Source organism: Brachybacterium tyrofermentans, assembly GCF_014897585.1.
GTDB classification, from domain to species: Bacteria; Actinomycetota; Actinomycetes; order Actinomycetales; family Dermabacteraceae; genus Brachybacterium; species Brachybacterium tyrofermentans.
Window position 1 is genome coordinate 109,269 of the sequence record NZ_JABUXW010000005.1, and the last position, 21,352, is coordinate 130,620.

Annotated in this window: 19 protein-coding genes; 3 read left to right on the plus strand and 16 right to left on the minus strand. The window is 70.3% G+C overall.

Translation table 11 applies throughout. The annotated features are described in order from the left end of the window. The 9 genes from INT49_RS05050 to INT49_RS05090 all read right to left on the minus strand — a co-directional run bounded on the left by INT49_RS05050 (position 1) and on the right by INT49_RS05090 (position 9,234). Positions 1-261, minus strand: a complete 261-nt coding sequence (locus tag INT49_RS05050) for a type B 50S ribosomal protein L31 (RefSeq protein WP_193116628.1) — start codon at positions 259-261, stop codon at positions 1-3. A gap of 90 nt (positions 262-351) precedes the next feature. Beyond that, positions 352-1,221, minus strand: coding sequence for a PrsW family intramembrane metalloprotease (locus INT49_RS05055; protein ID WP_193116629.1), 870 nt, complete (start codon positions 1,219-1,221; stop codon positions 352-354). 184 nt (positions 1,222-1,405) lie between these two features. Beyond that, positions 1,406-2,320 carry a carbohydrate kinase family protein gene (locus INT49_RS05060; RefSeq protein ID WP_193116630.1) on the minus strand — a complete coding sequence of 305 codons (915 nt, stop codon included), beginning with the start codon at positions 2,318-2,320 and terminating at the stop codon, positions 1,406-1,408. Then, on the minus strand, positions 2,317-3,735 hold the full coding sequence (locus INT49_RS05065) for a GH32 C-terminal domain-containing protein (RefSeq protein ID WP_193116631.1): 1,419 nt from the start codon (positions 3,733-3,735) through the stop codon (positions 2,317-2,319). The genes INT49_RS05060 and INT49_RS05065 overlap by 4 nt, the downstream gene beginning before the upstream one ends. Positions 3,736-3,828: 93 nt before the next feature. Next, positions 3,829-5,415 carry an extracellular solute-binding protein gene (locus tag INT49_RS05070; RefSeq protein ID WP_193116632.1) on the minus strand — a complete coding sequence of 529 codons (1,587 nt, stop codon included), beginning with the start codon at positions 5,413-5,415 and terminating at the stop codon, positions 3,829-3,831. Between the two features lie 60 nt (positions 5,416-5,475). Then, on the minus strand, positions 5,476-6,417 hold the full coding sequence (locus INT49_RS05075; protein WP_193116633.1) for a carbohydrate ABC transporter permease: 942 nt from the start codon (positions 6,415-6,417) through the stop codon (positions 5,476-5,478). After that, positions 6,417-7,433: an ABC transporter permease gene (locus INT49_RS05080; RefSeq protein WP_226849758.1), complete on the minus strand. Its 1,017-nt coding sequence runs from the start codon at positions 7,431-7,433 to the stop codon at positions 6,417-6,419. Before INT49_RS05080 ends, INT49_RS05075 begins: the two co-directional genes overlap by 1 nt. Further along, positions 7,430-8,443, minus strand: a complete 1,014-nt coding sequence (locus INT49_RS05085) for a LacI family DNA-binding transcriptional regulator (RefSeq protein ID WP_226849759.1) — start codon at positions 8,441-8,443, stop codon at positions 7,430-7,432. The genes INT49_RS05080 and INT49_RS05085 overlap by 4 nt, the downstream gene beginning before the upstream one ends. A gap of 218 nt (positions 8,444-8,661) precedes the next feature. Further along, positions 8,662-9,234: a helix-turn-helix domain-containing protein gene (locus INT49_RS05090; RefSeq protein WP_193116634.1), complete on the minus strand. Its 573-nt coding sequence runs from the start codon at positions 9,232-9,234 to the stop codon at positions 8,662-8,664. A 47-nt stretch (positions 9,235-9,281) separates the two neighbouring features. Here INT49_RS05090 and INT49_RS05095 point away from each other — a divergent pair, with 47 nt between their 5' ends. Next, the gene (locus INT49_RS05095; RefSeq protein WP_193116635.1) at positions 9,282-10,322 is read left to right on the plus strand and encodes an NAD(P)/FAD-dependent oxidoreductase; all 1,041 of its coding nucleotides are present in this window, start codon (positions 9,282-9,284) and stop codon (positions 10,320-10,322) included. Positions 10,323-10,529: 207 nt separating this feature from the next. Here INT49_RS05095 and INT49_RS05100 read toward each other — a convergent pair whose 3' ends face one another. From INT49_RS05100 to INT49_RS05110, 3 genes are all read right to left on the minus strand, one after another. Next, positions 10,530-10,844: a hypothetical protein gene (locus tag INT49_RS05100; protein WP_226849760.1), complete on the minus strand. Its 315-nt coding sequence runs from the start codon at positions 10,842-10,844 to the stop codon at positions 10,530-10,532. A gap of 501 nt (positions 10,845-11,345) precedes the next feature. Continuing rightward, positions 11,346-12,644, minus strand: coding sequence for an MFS transporter (locus INT49_RS05105; protein WP_193116636.1), 1,299 nt, complete (start codon positions 12,642-12,644; stop codon positions 11,346-11,348). Between the two features lie 61 nt (positions 12,645-12,705). Beyond that, complete coding sequence (locus tag INT49_RS05110) at positions 12,706-13,728, minus strand: zinc-dependent alcohol dehydrogenase family protein (protein ID WP_193116637.1); 1,023 nt, start codon at positions 13,726-13,728, stop codon at positions 12,706-12,708. A gap of 183 nt (positions 13,729-13,911) precedes the next feature. Here INT49_RS05110 and INT49_RS05115 point away from each other — a divergent pair, with 183 nt between their 5' ends. Further along, entirely contained in the window at positions 13,912-14,871 is a 960-nt protein-coding gene (locus tag INT49_RS05115; RefSeq protein ID WP_193116638.1) for a helix-turn-helix domain-containing protein, read from the plus strand. Between the two features lie 7 nt (positions 14,872-14,878). Here the strand turns inward: INT49_RS05115 and INT49_RS05120 are convergent, their stop codons facing one another. Together INT49_RS05120 and sbnA are read right to left on the minus strand one after the other, a co-directional pair. Next, a complete protein-coding gene (locus INT49_RS05120; RefSeq protein ID WP_193116639.1) occupies positions 14,879-18,166 on the minus strand; it encodes an FAD/NAD(P)-binding protein in 3,288 nt (1,095 codons plus the stop codon). Then, positions 18,159-19,235, minus strand: coding sequence for a 2,3-diaminopropionate biosynthesis protein SbnA (gene sbnA, locus INT49_RS05125; RefSeq protein ID WP_319021517.1), 1,077 nt, complete (start codon positions 19,233-19,235; stop codon positions 18,159-18,161). Before sbnA ends, INT49_RS05120 begins: the two co-directional genes overlap by 8 nt. Positions 19,236-19,497: 262 nt before the next feature. On the opposite strand from sbnA, the gene INT49_RS05130 reads away from it, so the two are divergent. Further along, positions 19,498-19,980, plus strand: coding sequence for a pyridoxamine 5'-phosphate oxidase family protein (locus INT49_RS05130; RefSeq protein ID WP_193116640.1), 483 nt, complete (start codon positions 19,498-19,500; stop codon positions 19,978-19,980). 26 nt (positions 19,981-20,006) lie between these two features. On the opposite strand, the gene INT49_RS05135 is transcribed toward INT49_RS05130, so the two are convergent. Next, the gene (locus tag INT49_RS05135; protein WP_193116641.1) at positions 20,007-20,960 is read right to left on the minus strand and encodes a permease prefix domain 1-containing protein; all 954 of its coding nucleotides are present in this window, start codon (positions 20,958-20,960) and stop codon (positions 20,007-20,009) included. A gap of 1 nt (position 20,961) precedes the next feature. Beyond that, a complete protein-coding gene (locus INT49_RS05140) occupies positions 20,962-21,309 on the minus strand; it encodes a PadR family transcriptional regulator (protein ID WP_193116642.1) in 348 nt (115 codons plus the stop codon). Between the last annotated feature and the right edge of the window lie 43 nt (positions 21,310-21,352).

Sequence of the window (21,352 nt, forward strand, 5' to 3'; positions counted from 1 at the left end):
TCAGGCGGTCAGGACCCCGGTGCGGCCGTAGCGGCGACGGAACTGCTCGATCCGGCCCGCGGCGTCGCGCACGGCGGCGCGGCCGGTGTGGAAGGGGTGCGAGGCGGAGGAGATCTCGATGTCGATCACCGGGTACTCCTTGCCGTCCTCCCAGGTCACCGTGGTGGACGACGTACGGGTGGAGTTGGTGAGGAACGAGTGGTGGGCGCTCGCGTCACGGAAGACGACGGGGCGGTACTCGGGGTGGATGTTCTTCTTCATGGTGTTCTCCTCGCCTGCTGGCGGACGCGGCCTGGTGGGGTGCGGTGCCGGTCGACCGACGCTCGTGCCGAGAGCCGTTGACGTGAATTTTCAACGAGGGGAGGGGATGGTGTATTCCGCGCCAGTCGAACGGGTTCCGGCGGCCACCTTCCCGGCGGGCGGAAGGGCCCGCCGCACGAAGGCGCGATGGGCGAGGATCGTGAGCGTCAGCAGGGCCGCGCAGATCGCGCCGGTCCAGGCCACGTGCCCGGCCGGCACGAGGATGCCGCGGAGGATCAGGGTCGAGTCGAGCGCGCCGAGTCCGCCGCTCCGGGACAGCAGGGCGTTGAACCCGTAGCCCATGGTCTCCAGGACCGCGAACCCGGTGCCGGCCGCGATGCCGATCACGACGCCCCCGCCCCGGGTGCTGCGATGGGCCAGGCCCAGCACGATCAACGGGACCACGAGCTTCGCGGTCTCCTCGATCACGCCGACCAGCAGGATCGAGGCCTTGCCCAGGAGCAGGCCGGCGATGGTCTCCTCCAGGCCGGCGGCGCAGATCCCGAACAGCCCGCCCAGCGCGACCGTCACCAGGACGGTGCGGGTGGGCACGAGCGGGCCCACCCGGCTGGACTGCGCGAACAGCAGGACCGTGAGGGGGATGGTCGCGGCGCCGACCAGCAGCACGGTGGGCAGCATCGTGGGGTTCCGGGTCAGCAGCATGATCACGAACGTCGCCACATACGCGATGATCCCGGCCACCAGCGCGAGGATCCACGCGAAGCGCAGGTACCAGGGGTAGCGGGCGGTGCCCGCGGTGCCTGACGATGGAGCCGCGGTCAGCGACGGGGCCGGTCCGGGGTGCGGACCCGACGATGCCTGCGGCATCCGCGGGGGAACCGACGGTGCCTGCGGTGTCGGCGGGGGACCGGATGGCGCGACGGTCGGGGCCTGCGGGGGGATGACTGGCTGCTCGCTCATCAGACGATCCTTCCTGGAGCGGGATCGGACCCGCCCACCCGAGGTACGGCGTCGTCGAAGCGGCGGCGTCGCTCTCAGTATGCGCCCCGGCCGCGGGCGGACGGGGCGATCATCAGGAAGCGTTCTGCGTCTGCGTCTGCGTCTGCGCCTGCGCCTGCGTCTGCATCTGCGTTCGCGTCGGCGTTCAGGTTCGCGTCCGCAGCTCGGCGAGGTGCGGGGGCTGGGCGCCGTGACGCCCTACGGTGAGCGCGGCGCTGCGGAGCGCGATGCGGGCCCAGCCCTCGACCGTCCGCCGGCGCAGGTCACCGGTGCGCACGGACTCGTCGCCGTCCTTCGAGAGCACGGCGTACAGCAGCCCGGACATGAAGGCGTCGCCTGCACCGATCGTGTCGACCATCGATGTCGGCTCGGCCGGCATCCGGCCAGACCACTCGGCGGTGCTGAGGAAGCATCCGCACGCACCGAGGGTGACTACGAACAGTCGCACCCCGGCCCCGTGCATCCTTGCCGCGACCTCGCCCGGTGACGCGCCCGGGTACAGCCACTCGAGGTCCTCGTCGCTCATCTTGACCAGGTGGGCGCGGCCGATGGCGACCTCGAACCGTGCCAGCGCCTCGTCCCGGGGGAGGCAGAGGGACGGCCGGATGTTGGGGTCGAGGGAGACGAGGGTGGAGGGGGTGGCCGCGGAGAGTGCGGCCGAGACCTCGGACGCGCCGGGCTCCAGGACCATCGCCAGCGACCCCGTATGAAGCGCCCGCACCTCACCGACGCTGATCGGGCCCGGGTCCCAGTCGATGTCGAAGGAGTAGATCGCCGCACCGTCGGGGCCGATCCGGGCCACGGCGGTGGAGGTGCGATCGGGCCCGGCCGAGATGGCTGGTACCAGGCCGACGCCCGCCTGCTCGAGATGGCTGCGCAGCTCGTCCCCGTAGGCGTCCGGCCCGATCCGGCACAGCAGATCGGTCGCCACCCCGAGCCGCGCGAGCCCCACGGCGATGTTGGCCGGACTGCCGCCCGGACGCGCCTCCTCGGCGCCGTCGGCCCCGATCACCACGTCGGTGAGCGCTTCGCCGACGACCAGCACGGTCAGGTCGCTCATGCCGAGCGCTCGACCAGCACGGCGACGGTATCGGCAGCGGGGAAGATCTGCTGGGAGACCATGGCGCGGCCGCCATCGAGCTCGAGGTCCACGCAGGAGCGGTCCACGACCAGGTCGAAGGCGACGCCCTCGGCTCCTGCCAGGGGGCTGTAGGGCAGTGACCGGGAATGGTCGGGAGCGAAGGGCTCGAGGTGCGCGCGGCTGCGGTCCAGGACCACGTGCCCCTCCGGGTCCAGGCCCAGCACGAGCTCGCGCTGCGCCGGTCCGGCACCAAACCGGAGCACGATCCGTCGTGCCCCCTGCGGGGAGAGGGTTCCTCGCAGAAGGAAGGGCTCGTCCGCGTCCAGCTGGACGGGCTCCCCGTCGACCGCGGCGTCGAGATCCACGGATCGCAGACCCCCCGGGACGATCGCGTGCTGGACCACGTGGAGCGTCCCGTCCGCGGCCGGCTCCACGTGGAGGGTCCGCGGCAGCGTCATCGCCGAGCGCCACGGCGCGGTCGGAGTCTGCTCCGCATAGGCCCAGTTGTTCATCCAGCCCAGCAGCACCGGATCGCCGTCCACGCCCGAGAAGGACACCGTCGCGTAGCAGTCCTGCCCCAGGTCCAGGGGGACCGGCGACGCGTCGCTCGTGAAGCGGGTCCCGTCGAAGTCGCCGATCAGCGCGTAGGTGCCGGATCCACCGGCCGGTCCACCGGGGTTGGTGCTGATCACCAGGACCCATGCCTCCCGCCCGGGGGCCCGGTCAGTTCCCGGGACCTGCACCCGCAGGAGATCCGGACACTCCCAGATGCCGCCGTCGAGCCCCGGGTGCGTGACGGTCGAGGCAGGCTCCCAGGACAGCAGGTCGGTGGATGTGTGGAGATGAACGGCGTGGTCCAGGGCCTCGACCGTGACCATCACCCAGCGGCCGCTCTCGGGATGGAAGAACACCTTCGGGTCCCGGAAGTTCTCCGAATCTCGTGTGAGCACTGGGTTCTCGGCGTAGAAGTCCCAGGTCGTGCCGCCGTCGAGGGAGAAGGCGATCGACTGCGCCTGGATGCCGGGAGCCGTCGCATGCTCCGGCGTGTACGCGCTCGTGTAGAAGGCCACGAGCGGACCGTCCTCGCTCGGCGCCCCCAGGCCGGAGGTGTTCGCGGCGTCATGGACGATGCTCCCGGAGAAGATCATCTCCGTCTCGGAGCAGAGGAGTGCGACCGGCAGGTGGGTCCAGGTCGCGAGGTCATCGGAGACCGCGTGGCCCCAGGACATGTTCCCCCAGGTGCTGCCGAAGGGGTTGTTCTGGAAGAACGCATGCCAGACGCCGTCGTGGTGGATGAGCCCGTTGGGATCGTTCATCCAGGTGGCCTCGGGGGTCAGATGGAACTGCGGGCGATGCTGATCGGTGCGCTGGCGGGACGGGGAGGTGATGGTCATGGTCTCTCAGTCGATTGTCGTGGGGCCGGCTGGGGACACCGCGTCCAGAGCGGAGCGTGGTGGTGAGCCGTCTGGGTGATCGGGTGTTCGAGGTCAGGTGTTCGAGGTGAAACGGTCGTAGGCAGTCTGGTAGACCTCGACGACCTCGGGAAGGCCGATGCTCTCCAGCTGGGCGACGTAGCCTTCCCACTGGTCCTCGATGCCTCCCTTCACGATCCAGGTGGCGATCTTCTCGGTGACCAGGGTGTTGATGTCCGTCTCGATGGTGCTGATCCGGTTCAACTCGTCCACCGAGAGCATGACCGGTGGGTACTTCTCGTTGGCGCGATGGGGCTCATAGTGCTCGGCGATCTGGGCCTGGCGCTCGGCGGCCCGGGGCTCCGCGAGCACGACCGTCTCGAAGTCCTTCGCGGTGATGATCTTCGGGCCGCCGGGGGCGACCTTCACCCGACGCTCCTGCTCGGTCTCGCCCTCGCCCACGGGGATCTGCTCGAGCAGTCCGTCGTCGTTGATCTCCTGCGAGATGCCGATCGGGCCCCAGTTGGCCTGGGCGCTCATGACCGGGTCGAAGAGCATGTCCGCCCAGCGCAGGGTGGCGGCGGCGTACTCGTTGGTGCGGCTGATCGCGAAGGCGCCGCGGTTGATCTCCTGGTTGTTGGCGACGCTGGCCCGCTGGACGCCGTCGGGGCCGGGGAAGATCGGCACGATCGCGTACTGGTCCGCGCGCTCGGGGCCGACCACCTCCGGGATCTCCCAGAAGTAGAACGATCCCAGGGTCTGCGGATCCGCCTTGCCCTTGGAGACGAACTTGACGTAGTCCTGGGAGAACGACTCCTGGTCGATGAGTCCTTCCTCGTACCAGGTGTGGAGCTCGGCGATCGCGTCGCGGAAGCCCTCGGTGTTCGCGGTGTAGATGACCTTGCCGTCCTGGACGATGCGGTGATCGGGGTTGTCGGGCTGCCCGCCGATCGCCGCGATCAGGTCCGCGATGTCGCTGACCTCGAGGAAGGACAGGGGAAGGACGCCACCGGGCACATTCTCCTTGAAGGCCAGCAGAACCTGGTGGTACTCCTCTACCGTCGTGGGCATCTCCAGGTCGAACTCCTCGAGCCAGTCCGTGTTGAGGAACAGCATGCGAGGGAACTCGACCAGGCCCATCTCCTCGACGGAGGGCAGGGTGTAGATGTGCCCGTCGGATGCCGTGATGGCGGCCTTGATGTCCGGTCGCTCCGCGAGGATCCCCGCCAGGGTGGGGGCGTTCTCCTCGATCAGGTCCTCCAGGGCGATCAGGGTGCCGTTGGCCCCGTACTTGGCGACCTCGGCATCGGAGAGCCCGGTGTTGAACAGGGCGTCGGGAAGCTCGCCGCTGGCCAGCAACAGGTTCTTCTTCTCCCCCCAGACCTCGTCGGGCTCGTTGTTCCAGGTGATCTCGATGCCGGAATCGTCTTTCCAGGTCTTGACCAGCTCCATCGTCTCGAAGTCCGGGGCGAGCGCGGACTTCGCGCCGCCGAAGGCGAGGGTCAGCTCCTCGGTCACGATCGGCACGCCGGAGTCAGTCATGCCGACGTCGGAGGAGAGATCCTCGGTGGTGCGCTCCGAGGGTCGGGAGCAGCCCGAGACCCCGAGCATCGTGACGCCGAGAGCGGTGGCGGACAGGGTGAAATGACGGCGAGAAAGCATGGCGGTACTCCTTCGTAACGGTGATGCAGTGAGGGGGTGATGCAGGGAGGGGATGCGGGGTCAGCTCTTCAGAGCGCCGAGCGTGGCGCCCTTGATGAAGTGGCGCTGCAGGAAGGGGAAGGCGATCAGGAGCGGGATCGTGGAGACGACGATCATCGAGTACTTGAGCAGCTCGCCCATCTTCTGGGCGGCGGCCGTGCTGTCCATGGAGGCCATGTCCATCCCGGAGGCCGAGGCCTGGGACTGGATGAGCACATTTCGCAGGATGAGCTGCAGCGGATACTTCGATTCGTCGTTGAGGTAGATCATCGCGTCGAAGAACGCATTCCAGTTCGCGACGAGATGGATCATCACCATCAGCACGATGAGCGGCTTGGACAGCGGGATCGCGATGCCGAAGAAGAAACGGAAGTCGGAGGCACCGTCGAGCTGGGCGGCCTCTCGCAGCTCTGGGGAGAGGTTCTGCTGGAGGAACGTGCGGGCGATGATCAGGTTCCAGACCCCGACTGCGCCGGGCAGTACGACCGCCCACATGGTGTTGAGCATGCCGAGCTCCTTCACCACGAGGTAGCGGGCGATCATGCCGCCGTCGAAGAACATCGTGATGACGAACAGGATCATGAAGAGGTTGCGTCCGGGCATGTCCTTCCTGCTCAGGGCGTAGGCGCCGGTGAGGATCATGGTCACGCTGAGCGCGGTGCCCACCACCGTGTACAGCACGGAGTTCGCGAACCCGCGCACGATGGTCGAGGTCCCGAAGATGGTCAGGTAGCCGTCGAACGTGATCCCCCGGGGGAAGAGGACGACCTTGCCCTGCTGGACGAGGCTCGGGTCGGAGATCGACGCGATCACGATGAAGTAGAGCGGATAGACGATCAGCACGATCGCCACGGCGATCAGGCCGTAGGTGACCACGCCGAACAGAGGATCTGCCATGCGGCGGTGGAAGGGCTCCCTGCGCGGGGAGTTCTTCGCGGGGGACAGGGTGCTCGACATGTTCATCACCACAGGCTCGATTGGTTGGCCTTCTTCGCGACCCAGTTGAAGGTCAGGAGAAGCAGGAGGTTGAGGACGGAGTTGAAGAGCCCGATGGCTGCTGAGTAGCTGAACTGGGCGTTCTGCAGGCCGGTCTTGTACACGTAGGTGTTGATGACCTCGGAGGTGGGGAGATTGAGGTCCGTCTGCATCAGATAGACCTTCTCGAACCCGAGGTTGAAGATGTTCCCCACGGCGAAGATGAACAGGATCGTGATGACGGGAAGGATCCCGGGGATGTCGATGTGCCGGATCCGCTGGAAACGATTCGCGCCGTCCATCCGGGCCGCCTCGTGCAGCGACGGATCGATGGCCGTCAGCGCCGCGAGGTAGATGATCATCGAGAAGCCGGCGTTCTGCCAGATGTCCGAGCCGATGTAGAGGGGCCGGAACCACTCAGGCGTCCCCATGAAGAAGATCGGTTCGCCGCCCAGCAGGGAGATCGCGTGGTTCACCATGCCGGAGCTGGGGGAGAACAGCAGGTGGATCATGCCCACGATGACCACGACGGAGATGAAGGACGGCGCGTAGAGGATCGTCTGCGTCATCCGCTTGAACCGCTCGCTGGGCAGCTGGTTCACGATGAGGGCGAGGATGATCGGGACCGGGAACGCCACCAGCAGGCCGACGGTGTTGATCGTCAGCGTGTTGGCGACCAGCCGTTCGAACTGGAACGAGGTCACGAAGGCGACGAAGTGGTCCAACCCCACCCAAGGGCTCCAGAAGAACCCGTCGACCGGGTTGTAGTCGCGGAACGCGATCTGGGCCCCGTACATCGGCCAGTACTTGAAGACGACGAGGTAGATGAGCGCCGGGGCGAGTAATACGTATAACTGCCAGGCCTGAAAAATGCGGGTCGGGAGGTGCTTTCTGGCGCGCGGGGGCGGAGGCCCGGGCGATGCTCCCTGAGGTGGAGCGCCGGGGTCGGAATCGGTCGGCGACGTGGTTCCGACATCGGTGGCGGTGAGCGAGTGCGACATCATCGTCCTTTCGGCGGGGCAACGGACTTGCGGTGGATGACCGGGCAGTGGACCAGGTGGACGTCCGCCGGCGCAGAGGGGTCGAGCGCCAGGGCGGCGGCCTTGTCGCCCATCTCGGCGAAGGGGAGGCGGACGGTGGTCAGCGCCGGATGGAAGAAGTCGCGCAGCAGATCCTGGTCGTCGAAGCCGACGACGGAGACGTCGCCGGGGACGTGGAGGCTCAGCTCGGCCAGTGCCTGATAGGCGCCGAGGGCGCTGCGGTCGTTGCCGCAGAAGATTGCGGTGGGCGGCGCCGGCAGGGCCATCAGGTGGCGGACGGCCTCGAAGTCGGAGCGCTGGATGCCCTCACCCTGGTAGACCAGTTCCGGGTCCACCTCGATGCCCACCTCGAGCAGTGCCCGCTCGTATCCCTCACGTCGACCTCGGGCTGCAGGCAGCGTGTCGTGGATGTTGACCATGGCGATGCGGGTGTGGCCGGCGTCGAGAAGGCTGCGGGTGGCCTCGTAGCCTCCCGTGACCTCGTCGGGGATGACGCTGGGAGCTCGACCGTCGAGATCGCGAGCGTTCAGGCAGACGACGTGGGTGTCGAGGGCGGCGGCCGGGACCGTCACTTCACGGTGGTACATCGCGGTGTAGATGATTCCGCGGACCCGATGGGACAGCATCGTCTCGATCGCCGCGCGCTCGAGATCGTCGTCACCGCCGGTATCGACGGTCATCAGCGTGTGCTGATCCTGCCAGGCGCGGTCCTGCGCGCCCTTGATCATCATGCCGGAGAACGGTGACGTGGCGACCTCGTCGCCAACCAGCCCGATGATCTCCGTGACGCCCGTTTTCAGGCTCTTGGCCTGCAGGTTCGTGCGGTATCCGAGTTTCGCGGCGGCATCTCGGACGCGCTGGGCCGTGGTCTCGGAGGCCCGACCGGCGGACGATCCGCTGAGCACGAGGGACACGACGGCCTGCGATACGCCGGCGGCGGCGGCGACGTCATGCATGGTGGGGCGCTGTGCCATGGCCCCTCCTCGGGGTCGGATGCGGATGTGAACTCGGTGCGGTTCGTCGTGCGTCGGTTCGTCGTGCGTCGGTTGCGTCGGCCGTGTCGGCCAGTTCGGCTGCGTCCGCGCAGCGGCGCCAGTGTGATCCGCTGGACGTTATTCGTATGACGAGGATCCTGCACTGCGAACTTCGCGCGTGTCAAGAGCGACGGCGAGTGGGGCCTCTCTGCCCGCTGTCAGCCCGCGTCGTCGTCGCCCTCGCGGTGCTCGCGTCGGGCGGCGCGGTCCACCATCATCAGCACGTCGACGGGCCCGCCCTCGGCGCCGAAGGCGTGGGGGAGCATCGTGTCGAACTCGGCGCTCTGGTTCGCCTCGATCCGATAGCGCCGATCGCCCAGCAGTAGGGTGAGCGTTCCGGAGAGCACCACGAGCCACTCCTGGCCAGGGTGGGCTCGCGCCCGATCCGTGGCGGGCGGCGGCCCGGTCACGCGGCGGCGCAGGATGGTGGTGCCGGGGGAGCGACGCACCGACCAGTGCAGGGAGTCCAGGCCGCGGTCCATCATCGCGTTCGAGACGACCTCGTCCTCCTGGACCTCGACCAGCTCGTCCAAGCTCGTGTCGAGGCCGCGTGCGAGGAGCACCAGCTGATCCAGGGCGAGGCGTCGCTGCCCGTTCTCGATCCGCGAGAGCGTCGAGGGGCTGAGGTGTGCGCGCTCCGCGAGGTCCCCGAGCGACAGGCCCTGGGCGAGACGCAGAGCACGAAGGCGTTGGCGCACGAGGCTGTCGACATCTCTGATTCCTTGCGTCATGCGCAAAAGTCTATGCATGTGCGGCAACGCTGTCTAGCGTCGGGAGCATGACGTCACCACATACGCCCGCTCCCGTTTCCCTGTCCGACTCGTCCGTGCCCGACGCCCTCGACGCCCTCGGCGACCTCGTGGATGTCGTCGTGATCGGCGGTGGCGCCGCCGGTCTCAACAGCGCGCTCATGCTGGTCCGCTCCCTCCGCTCGGTGGTCGTGATCGACAGCGGAGATCCTCGCAACGCCCCGGCCGAGGGCATCCACGGCCTGCTCGGCAACGAGGGCACGCCGCCGGCGGAGTACCTCGAGCGCGGGCGCGAGGAGGTGCGCCGGTACGGCGGCATCATCGTGCCAGGCGAGGTCACCTCCGCGCAGGCCGCGGAGCCGTCGGCCGACGGGGACCTGCGCTTCACTGTCGATCTCGCGGACGGTCGCCGGCTCACGGCCCGCCGGCTCCTGGTCGCGACCGGGCTGCGCGACGAGCTGCCCGAGATCCCGGGCCTCGCCCGGCATTGGGGGCACGGGCTCGTCCACTGCCCCTTCTGCCACGGCTATGAGGTGCGCGGTGAAGCCATCGGCATCATCGCGACCCGCCCGGCATCCCTCCACCAGGCGCTCATGTTCCGTCAGCTGAGCGAGGACATCACCGTCTTCGTCCACGGGTTCGAGCTCGACGAGGACTCCCGGGAGCGCTGCGCCGCCCGGGGCATCCCCGTCATCGAGACCGGGATCGAGGAGATCGTCGCCTCCGACGACGGCTCCGTCGCGGGGGTGCGGCTGGTCGGCGGAGAGGTCGTGCCGCGCACCGTGCTCGTCGCAGCGACCGTGATGCACCCGCGGCTGGAGGGCCTGGACGCGCTGGGTCTTGCCATTGAGGAGGTGCCCGGCGGGATGGGCGAGAAGATCTCCAGCGGCTTCGCCGGAGCCACCGAGGTGCCCGGGGTCTGGGTGGCCGGCAACGTCACCGATCCCAGCGCCCAGGTGGGGCCGTCGGCCGCGGCCGGGTCGCTCGCCGGGGGACACATCAACGGCATGCTGGTCATGGCCGATGCCGAGGCGGCGGTGGCGGCGCACCGGGAACGCTCCGCCGCCTGACCGCCTGACCGCCTGACCGCCTGACCGCCTGACCGCCTGAGTCACTTGTCCGCCTCACCCCTGGCATCGCTGTCGGGACAACGGGGAACGACGATCGAGCCGTGCACCACCTGCCTTCAGACCATGGTCTGAGCAGGGAGTGCACGGCTCGAGGTGATCGGCCGCTGCCGATGCGTGGCAGATGCCGGGTCTGCGCCGGCTGCGGGGTCAGCTGCGGGCGGCGGCGCTCTTCGAGCGGCGACGGCGGGCGCGACCGGAGCGGCCGGCAGAACCGGCCGTGCCGGTGCGGCGATGGCCGGCCAGATGGGCCGCGGAGGACAGATCCACCTCGATGACGGGGTAGACGTTGCCGTCCTCCCAGGTCGTCGAGAGGTCCGTCGGGCGATCCGACCTGGTCAGGTAGCGCACGCCGGCGCTCTGGTCGCGGAACACGACCGTGCGGGTGCCGGAGCGCTGAGAGGCGCTCGGGGCCGTCGGTGCTGCCGGGGTGGTCGGGCTGTAGGTGGTGCTGAGGGTTGTCATGGTGTTCTCCTTCGGCGCCAGCAGATAGCTGACGCATGCGACGTCGACCGGAGCCGACGCGATGATGTGGGTGCTGGACTCTCACCAGCGAGGTGTCATGTCACCGGGATGCCTGCCCTGGTGGGCGGCGGCCCGGAAGCGCACGTGCTGCAGGCCTGAACTCTGCGGTTCTCCGCAAGGTCGGGCCGATGGCTGCACGGTCGCGCGGTGTGGAAAGGTCGCGCGCATCGCTTCGGTGGCAGCAGCTGTTGAGCCGGGAGTTACTCGTCCATGAGGCGCTCAGATCGGTGTTCGGTCACCGGTCTTCGCCGCGGACTCCAGCTGTCCACCACCGCTACAGTCTCCTACAACGGGACGGTCCGCAAGTTTATTCCCGCCGGATGTGAGCAGAGCTCGCCTCCGTCCTACAGGGACCATGGCGAGCAGCGGTCGTGCAGCCGATGATTCCTGGGCGGTCGAGGAGTCCCGTGCGACCGAGGGACTCCGCACGGGCGGGGGAGGTCAGCGTGCGAGCTGCGTACCCCGCTCACGGAGGATCAGCAGGCCCAGAGGGATCAGCACCAGGGCCGCGCCGACGGCGCCGACCAGCAGCGGTCCGCGCGTGCCCAGCCCCGAGGCCAGGCCGGCCCCGGCGATGCCGGTGCCGATCGCCGTGCCCAGGTTGAAGATCGAGGTGGGCATCGCCGTGGCCAGGGTCGAGGACTCTCCGCCGTAACGGTTCGCCAGGCCCACCAGCACCGGATTCGCGGACAGGCCGACGAGTCCGAGCAGCACGAACAGCACGAGCGCCGCAGCCGGCACCGCGGCGAACTGGAGCAGGGCCAGGGCGACCACGAGGGTCGCGATGCTCGTGACCAGCGGGGTGGCCAGGGGATGGGTGTCACCCATCCGGCCGCCGAGTACCGAGCCGATCAGTGCGGCGATGCCGAAGCCCATGAGGGCTGCGGGGACCCAGGCCTGCGGGAGGCCGGCTGCGTCGGTGAGGATCGGGGAGATGAAGCTGTAGATCGACAGCACGCCGCCCGTGACCATCGCGCAGGTGGCGAGCACGAGCCAGAGCCTCCCGGAGCGCAGGGCGGCGAGCTCGGCTCGGATCGACGGGGCGGGCGCGGGCCCGTCGGCCGACGGTGCGGGCGCTGGTTCGTCGGCCGGGGAGGTGCCTGGCACGCTGCGCGCGATCACCACGGAGAGCACCGCGGCCAGCAGCGCGAGCGCCCAGAAGGTGCCCCGCCAGCCGATGACCTGGCCCGCGAAGGCCCCGAGCGGCACCCCGAGGACATTGGCGAGCATGCCGCCGCCCAGCACGATCCCCAGGGCTCGTGAGCTGGCCCGGGGACCGGCGGCGTTCACGGCGGCGACCGAGGCCACGGCCCAGAACGCTCCGGTGGCGATCGCCGTGAGCACGCGGGTGCCCAGCAGCACCGCGTAGTCGGGAGTGAGGGCGCCGATGGCGTGGCCGACGGCGAAGACCAGCAGCGCCGCGGTGAGGGTGACCCGGTGCGGTACACGCAGCGTCGCGAGCGCCATCGTCGGGGCCCCGACGATCATGCCGATCGCGAAGACCGTGATCGCGAGGCCCGCGGCCGCGATGCTCACGGAGAAGTCGGCCGCGACGGCGGGCAGCAGCCCGGCGACCACGAACTCGGTGGTCCCCATGAGGAAGGTGCCTGCGGTGAGCACGTAGGTGACGGCCGGGAGCTTCGCGGGAGCGGGAGCGAGTGCGTGCGGGGACGCGGTGCTGGACGCAGCGTCCGGGGAGGGTGCCGGCGAGGGGGCTGCTGGCGGGATCGTGGCGGTCATGGGCCCTTCTCGGGGTGGGGTGTGGGGTCGAGGTGGTGATGCTGGTCCCCGGCGGGCGGGGTTAGAGGGTCAGCAGCACCTTGGTGGCGCGGCGCTCGTCCATGGCGCGGTAGCCCTCGGCGGCGTCGGCCAGGGGCAGGATCAGGTCGAAGACCTTCCCCGGATCGATCACCCGGTCCCAGATGAGCTGGATCAGCTCGGGCAGGTAGCGGCGCACCGGAGCAGGGCCGCCGTGGAGGTGGACGGCGGAGAAGAACAGCTCGTCACCGGGGATCTGCACGTCGTGCGAGACGCCCACGAAGCCCACGGATCCGCCGGGGCGGGTGGAGCGGATCGCCTGCATCATCGACTCCTGGCTGCCGACGGCCTCGATCGTGGAGTGCGCGCCGAGCCCGTCCGTGAGCTCCTTCAGACGCGCCACGCCCTCGTCGCCCCGTTCCTCGATGATGTCGGTGGCTCCGTACTCGCGGGCCAGCGCCTGCCGGTCGGCGTGGCGGCTGACGACGATGATGCGCTCGGCGCCCATCTGCTGCGCGGCCAGCACGCCCATCAGGCCCACGGCGCCGTCGCCCACCACGGCGACGATCCTCCCGGGACCGGCCTGGGCGGCGTCGGCCGCGAACCAGCCCGTGCCGAGCACGTCGGAGGCGGCGAGCAGCGAGGGGATGAGCGCGGCGTCCGGCTGGCCGGGCGTCGCCACGAGGGTGCCGTCGGCGAAGGGGATCCGGGCCCTCTCGGCCTGGGTGCCGATCGCGCCGTCCACGAACACCGCGTTCACGCAGCGGGACTGGTGGCCCGCGCGGCAGATCTCGCAGGTGCCGCAGGAGATCACGAAGGAGCCGACGACGAAGTCCCCGACCTCCAGGGTCTCGACGGCGGAACCGACCTCGTCGACGACGCCCACGTACTCGTGGCCCATGTGCTGGTGATCGGGCTGGTCGGCGCCGCGGTAGGGCCACAGGTCCGAGCCGCAGATGCAGGTGGCGGTGAGGCGGATGATCGCGTCCGTCGGATCGATGATCCGAGGGTCCTCGCGCTCCTCGACGCGGACGTCGCCGGGGGCATGCATGATGACTGCGCGCATGGGGTGCTCCTTCGTGCTGGGTCGTTCCCGTCCGATCAGGTCCGGTCCGGGGACCGGGATCGCTCGGGTGATGACCCCATTCCACGACCTGCACGCGGCCTGGGGGAGTCCCTGCCGAGGGGTGTACCGGCAGGGGACCTCTCCGGCCGGGCGGCGCGGCTCGCGCGGTCCTAAGGTGGCGGCATGGACAATCGAGCCGAGGTTCGCGAATTCCTCATGTCGCGCCGTGCGAAGGTGACGCCGCAGGCCGCAGGGCTGCCCGCGGGCGGCGGGTCCCGTCGGGTGCCGGGGCTGCGTCGCAGCGAGGCCGCGATGCTCGCCGGGGTGAGCGTCGAGTACTACGCCAAGCTCGAGCGCGGGGCGATCGCCGGGGCGTCGGCCTCCGTGCTGGATGCGGTCGCCACGGCCCTGCAGCTCGACGAGACGGAGCGCATCCACCTGCTGGATCTGGCCCGCGCGGCGGACGGCATCCCGACGTCGGGCCGGCCCCGTCGGCGCAGCGCCGCGACCCCCGCTCCGGTGCGCCCCGCCCTGCAGTGGGCGCTGGACTCCCTGACCGACGGCGTCGCCTTCGTGCGCGATCAGTACCAGAACCTGCTGGCGACCAACGAGCTGGGCCGCGCCTTCTACTCGCCGCTGATCGGTGACGGCACGGCGGGACGGATCCCCAACCTCGCCCGCTTCCAGTTCCTCGATCCGGCCTCGAAGGACTTCTATCCCGAGTGGGAGCGGTTCGCGCAGATGTGCGTGGGGAGCATGCGCGTCGAAGCCGGGAAGGACCCGCACGACACGACGCTCCAGGACCTGGTGGGTGAGCTGTCCACGTGCAGTGACACCTTCCGCCGGCTGTGGGGTGCGCACGACGTGCACACCCACGGGTCCGGGACGAAGCGCTTCGAGCATCCGGTGGTCGGCGAGCTGACCGTCGCCTACGAGGAGCTCGTGCTCACGGCGGAGCCGGGTCGCGCGATGATCGTCTACTCCGCCGAGCCGGGCTCGCAGTCCGAGGAGCGGATGAGGCTGCTCGCGAGCTGGGCGGCGACCCGCCGCGCCGAGCAGCAGCCGGACCGACATGCCGGGCAGCAGCCGGAACGAGATGCCGGGCGGCAGCCGGACCGACATGCCGGGCAGCAGGCCGGATGAGAGCGGGTCAGCTCGCAGGGTCCGCCCAGGGGCGCAGCGGGGAGACGGCGTCGATCCGGTCGCGCCGCCAACCGTCCGGGCCTTGCACCATGTTGGAGGCCAGCGGGATCTGGTGCGAGGCGCTCTCCAGGATGTGCATGAGGTAGCCGGCGGTGTTGGGCAGGGCCACGATGTCTCCTCGGTGGACCCCGTGTGGGAAGCGCAGACGTCGACGCTGGATCAGCTCCGCCTCGATGCAGTAGGCGCCCACCAGGAACGCGTCCACCGGTTCCGATGTGCTCTGCGGCGGCACGGCGCCGGCGCGGACCAGCACCGGGTCCACGAGGAAGTCATCCGAGGTGGATCGGCACTGGGTGCGGTTCATCTCGAGCCCGACCAGCGGGATCCCGTCGCTCGTGGAGGTGCGCTGGACGACTCGGGCCAGGGTCATGCCGCAGCCGTCGAGCATCGAGCGCCCGGGCTCGCAGCGCAGCTCCAGGCCGCGCTCGCGCAGGGCGTCGGCGGCCGTGGTCCCCGGGTCCACCTCGGCGGCGAGGAAGGTGGTCAGCCACTGGCCGCGCACCACGTCCTGGTGATACGGATACACCTGTCGCAGCGGTTCCCCGCGCCAGGTCAGCGAGCTATCCGCTGTGCCGGTCCGGTCCTCGTGCGCGCTCCAGAAGGTGGCCCATTCCTCGGGGTCGTCGAGGTAGGACATGGGGATCCCACCCCCGATGTCGATGAACCGAGGTCGGTGACCGAGCGCACGCAGGGCATCGACCAGGCCGACCGCCTCGGCGAGGGCATGGGCGCGGGCGAGGGGGTCGTAGCCGTGCAGGTGGAAGTGAATGCCGTCGAGGCGCAGAGCGTCCTGGACGGGGTCGCGGGACTGGGCCCACTCGCGCCAGGTGCGCGCGGATTCTCCGAACCGGGTGGGGCCGACGGTCTCGCTCGGCGTGGGCGCGAGCCGCAGGGCGACGGGCCGACGGGTGGGGGCCGGGACGGAGCTGGGCGAGGCGAGCAGGGCGTCGACCGCGGCGGCCTCGTCGAGGTTGTCCAGCACCAGCATCGCCCCGGAGGTCAGTGCCAGGCGCAGCAGCGGGGCCGGTTTGATGGCCGCCGTGACCACGATGTCCTGTGCCGGGACACCGAGTTCGAGGGCCTGCTCCAGTTCGCGCTCGCTGCCCATGTCGAGCCCGAGCCCGGCGTTCTGCGCCGCCGTCATCAGACCGAGGGTCTTGTTCGCCTTGCGCGCCACGAAGATGCGCAGGTCGACGCCCTGTTCTGCGGCGGCGTCCGACAGCTCGGAGGCATTGCGGGGCAGCGCCGAGAAGTCGTGCACGTTCAGCGGGCTGCCGTGATCCTCGAGCAGGTCGCGGCAGGCGACGGGATCGGCGAGGAGCTCGCGCATCCACGGCTCCAGGCGCGCGGTCAGCGGAGGCAGGCCCTGGCAGCCGGACCGGAGATCCGCATCGTCGGGAACGTCGGGGACGTCGGGTCGTTGCAGGCTGGGACGGCGCGGGCTGGGACGGCGTGCGCCGAGAAGTCGAGCGCCGAGGCGGCGAGCCCAGAGCCCCGGCTCGGCATGCAGATGGCGGTTGAGGGTGTCGTGGCCGATCACGTGGTCCTCCGTCGGCCGGCCCAGGAGCGCCAGTCCCTCGACGCGACTCCCGTCGGGCGCGATCGCGGTGGCGTCGGGGTCGATGACCGCGCCGCGACGGCCGGGACGCACCGACACCAGGCCCGTCTCCAGCAGGTGTCGCGCCAGCGGATCGGAGACGCCGACCAGGCCAGGAGGGGGCTGGACCGCATCGACCACGACATCGGCCGAGGCAGAGCCGGCGGGCAGGCCCTGGATCCCCTGCGCGGTGATCGTGGTGCCGGCGTCGACCCAGGACAGGTCCACCGCGCCGGAGTCGACCATCGCGAGCAGCTCGCGCGCGGTGTCCAGGGGCGGCCCGAAGGCGAAGCGGTCCAGCACCAGCTCGGCCTCCCGGAACCGGGACCAGGCCGTCTCGTCGACCGTGCAGTCTCGCAGCGCCGCGGTGATCTGGGGATACATCAGCACCCAGGCGCGGCCGAGGGCCCAGCTGGGCCCTGGCTTCCGGCTGCCCTCGGCGACGGCCACGCTGCGACGCAGCGCCTCCGCGGCGCGTCCTGGCCCGGAGGGCAGCTCGGGATCGGAGCCCTCGCCGAGCGTGCGGCGCACGGCGAGGGCTGGCGCCGAGCCGGTGTCGACATCGACATCGACATCGACATCGGAATCGACATCGTCGAGCAACCGAGCGGCGACGCCCAGCACGATCTCGAGCACCTGATCCGGGGTCAGGGAGCCGGAGAGGGAGGTCTCGTACGCCAGCTGGCGTCGGCCCTCCTCGATCGCCGCCTCAGCAGCGTCGGGCAGGGCGGTTCCCGGATCGGGCTTCGCCTCCAGGAGCAGGCCGTGGCGGGTGGTGGGGAGGATCGCAGACGGCTCCTCGGGACTGCGCTCGTGGAGCAGCCGCCCGGATCCGGCGGAATCGGGGTGGAAGCGGGCGCCGCGGCCGACGGTGAGCGTGAGGGCAGCATCGATGAAGGTCAGGGCCCCACCCCGCACAGCCACCCGGGACCCGGGTGGCACGTGAGCCGCCGCGAGCATGGTCCCGACCGGCAGGACGGCGGGGCGCAGCGGCAGCCCAGCAGACCACCGGCCTGAGGCCCGCGCGGTCGCCAGGGAGCTGTCGTGCCCCGCCGCGTGGCCGGTCGCCACGAGCACCTCGTCGGCGGGAATCTCGCCAGCCGGAGCTGCGGGGGTCTCAGCTGCGTCGGCCGGCGCGAGCGGCGCCGAGCCCTCCCCTCGCGAGACCAGCCATCCGTCGGCGTCCCGATGGACGGCGACGGCGCGGTCGCGGAGCAGGCGGACAGTCCCGAACGGGGCGAGGGACTCCAGCATCCGCTGCCAGCGCTCGGTCAGATAGCGGCCGACGACGGCGCGCGGCGGGTACGGCTCCTCGGCCAGCTCCGGATGCTCCCGCGCCGCCCAGTCCGGGAAGGATGCGAAGGCGCCGGCAGCCGGGGCATCGAGGATCCCGGAGCCGACGTTCAGCCGCAGCTCGGGAGGCTGGGAGAGGTCGTAGGCGGCTCCGGTGCCGGGATGCTCGCCGGGGTCGAGGACAGTGATCTCCAGGAGCTCTCGCGGGGAGCCGGCCCCAGGGCGCCCGACGGGTTCCGGGTGACCGACCAGCAGCGCGGCGAGCTCCTCGAGGGCGAACAGGGCCTTGGGGCCGGCCCCGATCACGACCAGGCGCAGGGGCGCTCCGGGGGCGCGCTCAGCCACGCGCGGCAGTGGCCAGCAGGGACGAGGTCGCTGCGGCCAGGGCGTCGGCATCGGCGTCGAGGGTCTGCTGGACCCAGGCATCGTCGTAGACGGTCTCGAGATAGGGCACTCCGCCATCGTGCACGATGAATGCGAGCCGTGTGCCGGGTTCCAGTCGGGGGACGAGCGTGCCCAGCGCGTGGACGATCCCGCCCGTGGAGGCACCGGCGAGGATCCCTTCGCGGCGGGCGAGCAGTCGCGCGCCGACCACGCAGTCCGCACCGCTCACGCGCACCACCTGGTCCGGCTCGACGGTGCGGGAGATGTCGGTGACCACGCCCGCCCCGAGGCCCGGCAGGGGGCGCGGGGCGGCGGTGCCGCCGAACAGGACGCTGCCCACGGCGTCGACCGCGATCGTGCGGGTCGCCATGCCGGAGTCGTGGATGTAGGCGGTGCAGCCGGCGATGGTGCCGGTGGTGCTCACGGCGGCCATCAGCGCGTCGAGCCGGTGGTCGGTGGCCTCGGCGATCTCGCGCATGGTGCCTGCTGCGTGGGCGCCGGGGTTCGCCGGGTTGCCGTACTGGAACAGGTTCACCGCGCCGGGGATCTGCTCCAGGAGCTGCTCGACCCGGCGGAACCGGGCCGTGAGCAGGTCGCCGGTCTCGGGATCCGGTTCGGAGACCAGGGAGATCTCCCCGCCGAGTGCGCGGATGGTGGCCACGGTGGTGGTGTTGGTACGGGAGTCGACCACGCACACGAAGCGCACGCCGTGCGCGGTGCACACGCGCGCCAGGGCCACTCCGAGGTTGCCGGAGCTGGATTCGACGACCGTGCCGCCGGCGGAGAGGCGGCCGCTCGCGATCGCGTCGCGCACCATCGCGAGCGCCGGGCGGTCCTTGGTGCTGCCGCCGGGATTCACGGATTCCAGCTTGGCGAGGATCTCGACGCCCGAGTCGGGGAACAGGTGGTCGAGACGGATCAGCGGGGTGCGGCCCACGGCGGCGGAGACGCCGACGGTGATGCCGGGGGCGACAGCGCCGGGCGTGCCGAGGCCGGGATCCTGGGCGGACTGCGCGAGGTGTGTGGTCACGTTCGTCAAAATACGGCACTGCGGGGCCCGTGCCGAGGGTCGTTCCGACCTTCCCCGGTACCACCGCGCGTGGTGGTCGAAGGGCCAGGGGCGTGCTAGCAGGAAATCGTCGCAGGCGGGATGGGCGCGCGCAGGATGCCGGTGCGTCGGAGACCCGTGCGACCAGGCCCGTATCGGTACCGAACGGTCGGGTCCGTACCCGGGATCGGAGGGTGCGAGTACCGTCGGCCGGGACAGCACCGGCGACGCGGGAGGACCCCTCATGACCGACGACACCCTGGCCCTGGAGGACGTGGTGGACACGCTCCGCGACGCCGACCTCGTCATGCTCACCACGGCGCTCCCGGGCGGCAAGCTCCTGTCTCACCCCCTGTCCATCCAGGGCGTGACCGACGACGCGGACGTCTGGTTCTTCGTCGGACTGCGCGGCGGCCAGGCCGAGGCGCTGCGCAGCGGACCGCAGGTGAACCTCTCGATCTCGCAGGCAGGGTCGTGGCTGTCGGTCGCGGGACATGCCGAGTTCGTCGAGGACCGCTCTCTGGTGGAACAGCTGTGGACCAAGCGGGCGGCCGCCTACTTCCCCGACGGTCCGGACGACCCGGACCTGGGGCTGCTGCGGGTCAGCGGCGAATCCGCGCAGTTCTGGGGCCTGCCCGGGGGCAAGGCCGCTGGGCTCGCGCAGATCCTCAAGGCGAAGGTGGTCGGGGAGCGCCCACCCGGTGGCACCGCCACCACCGAGCTCTGAGCGCGGACGCCGCGGGTCACCCGGGGTCAGCGGAGTGCGTCGCGCCGGGTCTTCAGCCAGCCGTCGAGGATGTCCCACACCGGGATGCCCACGAGCATGAACCACGTCAGGATTCCGAGGACCCGCATCGAGTCCGGCTCGACGCCGTTGTCGATGAACACCGTCTGGAGGAAGTCGGGGTTCAGCAGGAGTCCGTTGCCCAGCAACGTGAGCACCAGAGTCATGGCCAGCATGGCGAGCACGGTGTTGAGCACTGCGAGCCGCACGGTCCAACGACCGTTCGCAGAGAGCATGACGGCCAGGACCGCCTCGAGGGCGATCAGGGCGAGCAGGCCGGCCATCGCCCAGGGCCACAGCCCGGGGTTCAGGATCGACAGCGACTCCCCGTCGATCCTGAGGAAGCCGATGAAGTGGTCCCACAGGAGGGCGACCACGCCGGCCGCGGCCAGGATGAGGGAGGCGATGAGGTCCGCCCGGCCCGTCCCCGTCGAGGTCGGCTCGCGCAGTTGATCCACGTCCCAGCCGGGGCCGGTGTCCGCGCCGGCACGCTCGAGGAGCACGAACACCAGCGTCACCCAGAAGACCAGATGCACCGTGGCGGTGACCCCCACGCCGATCGCCTGCCCGATGATCGCGCCGATCGAGGCGCCGGCGATCACCTGTGCGAGGGCGACTGCGAGGACAGCGCACACCGGCACGATCATCAGCAGGGTCCTCAGCAGCTGCCTCCAGGCGAGGTAGTAGCGGGGGCCCAGCAGGTGCAGCGGACGGTCGGCATAGCCCGCTGCGAGGGCGGCGGGGTCACCCAGCTCGGTGAGCACCTCGCGTTCGGCCGACGTCGGCTCCTCGCCCTGGTCGAGGCGAGCTTCCATGGCGTCCGCGATGGAGCCCTCGAGCTCTGCGCGCACGTCGTCCTGCGCGTCCGGCGGGAGGGAGGTGATGGTGGCGCTGATATAGCGCTCGGTGAGTGAGGTGGCCATGTCAGTTCTCCTCCGGGGTGCCCGGGTCATCGGTGACGGATGCGATCGATCGCGTGAGGTCGTGCCATTCCGTGCTGAGGGTGTCGGCCAGGCTCATGCCCTCCGCCGAGGTGACGTAGAACTTGCGGGGCCGTGTGTCCTCGGTGTTCCACTCGCTGGTCAGGAAGCCCTGTTTCTCGAGCCGACGCAGCAGGGGGTAGAGCGTGTTCGCGTCCGTGAGGACACCGTGCGCCGCGAGCTGCTCGAGCAGGTTGTAGCCGTAGCCGGGGGTGCGCAGCAGCTGCAGGCATGCGAGCACGACGGTGCCGCGTCTCAGCTCCTGCAGGTGGGTGTCGAAGGACTCGCTCATGTCTCACACCATAGTGTGTGAGACACAGTGTTGTATATAGCGC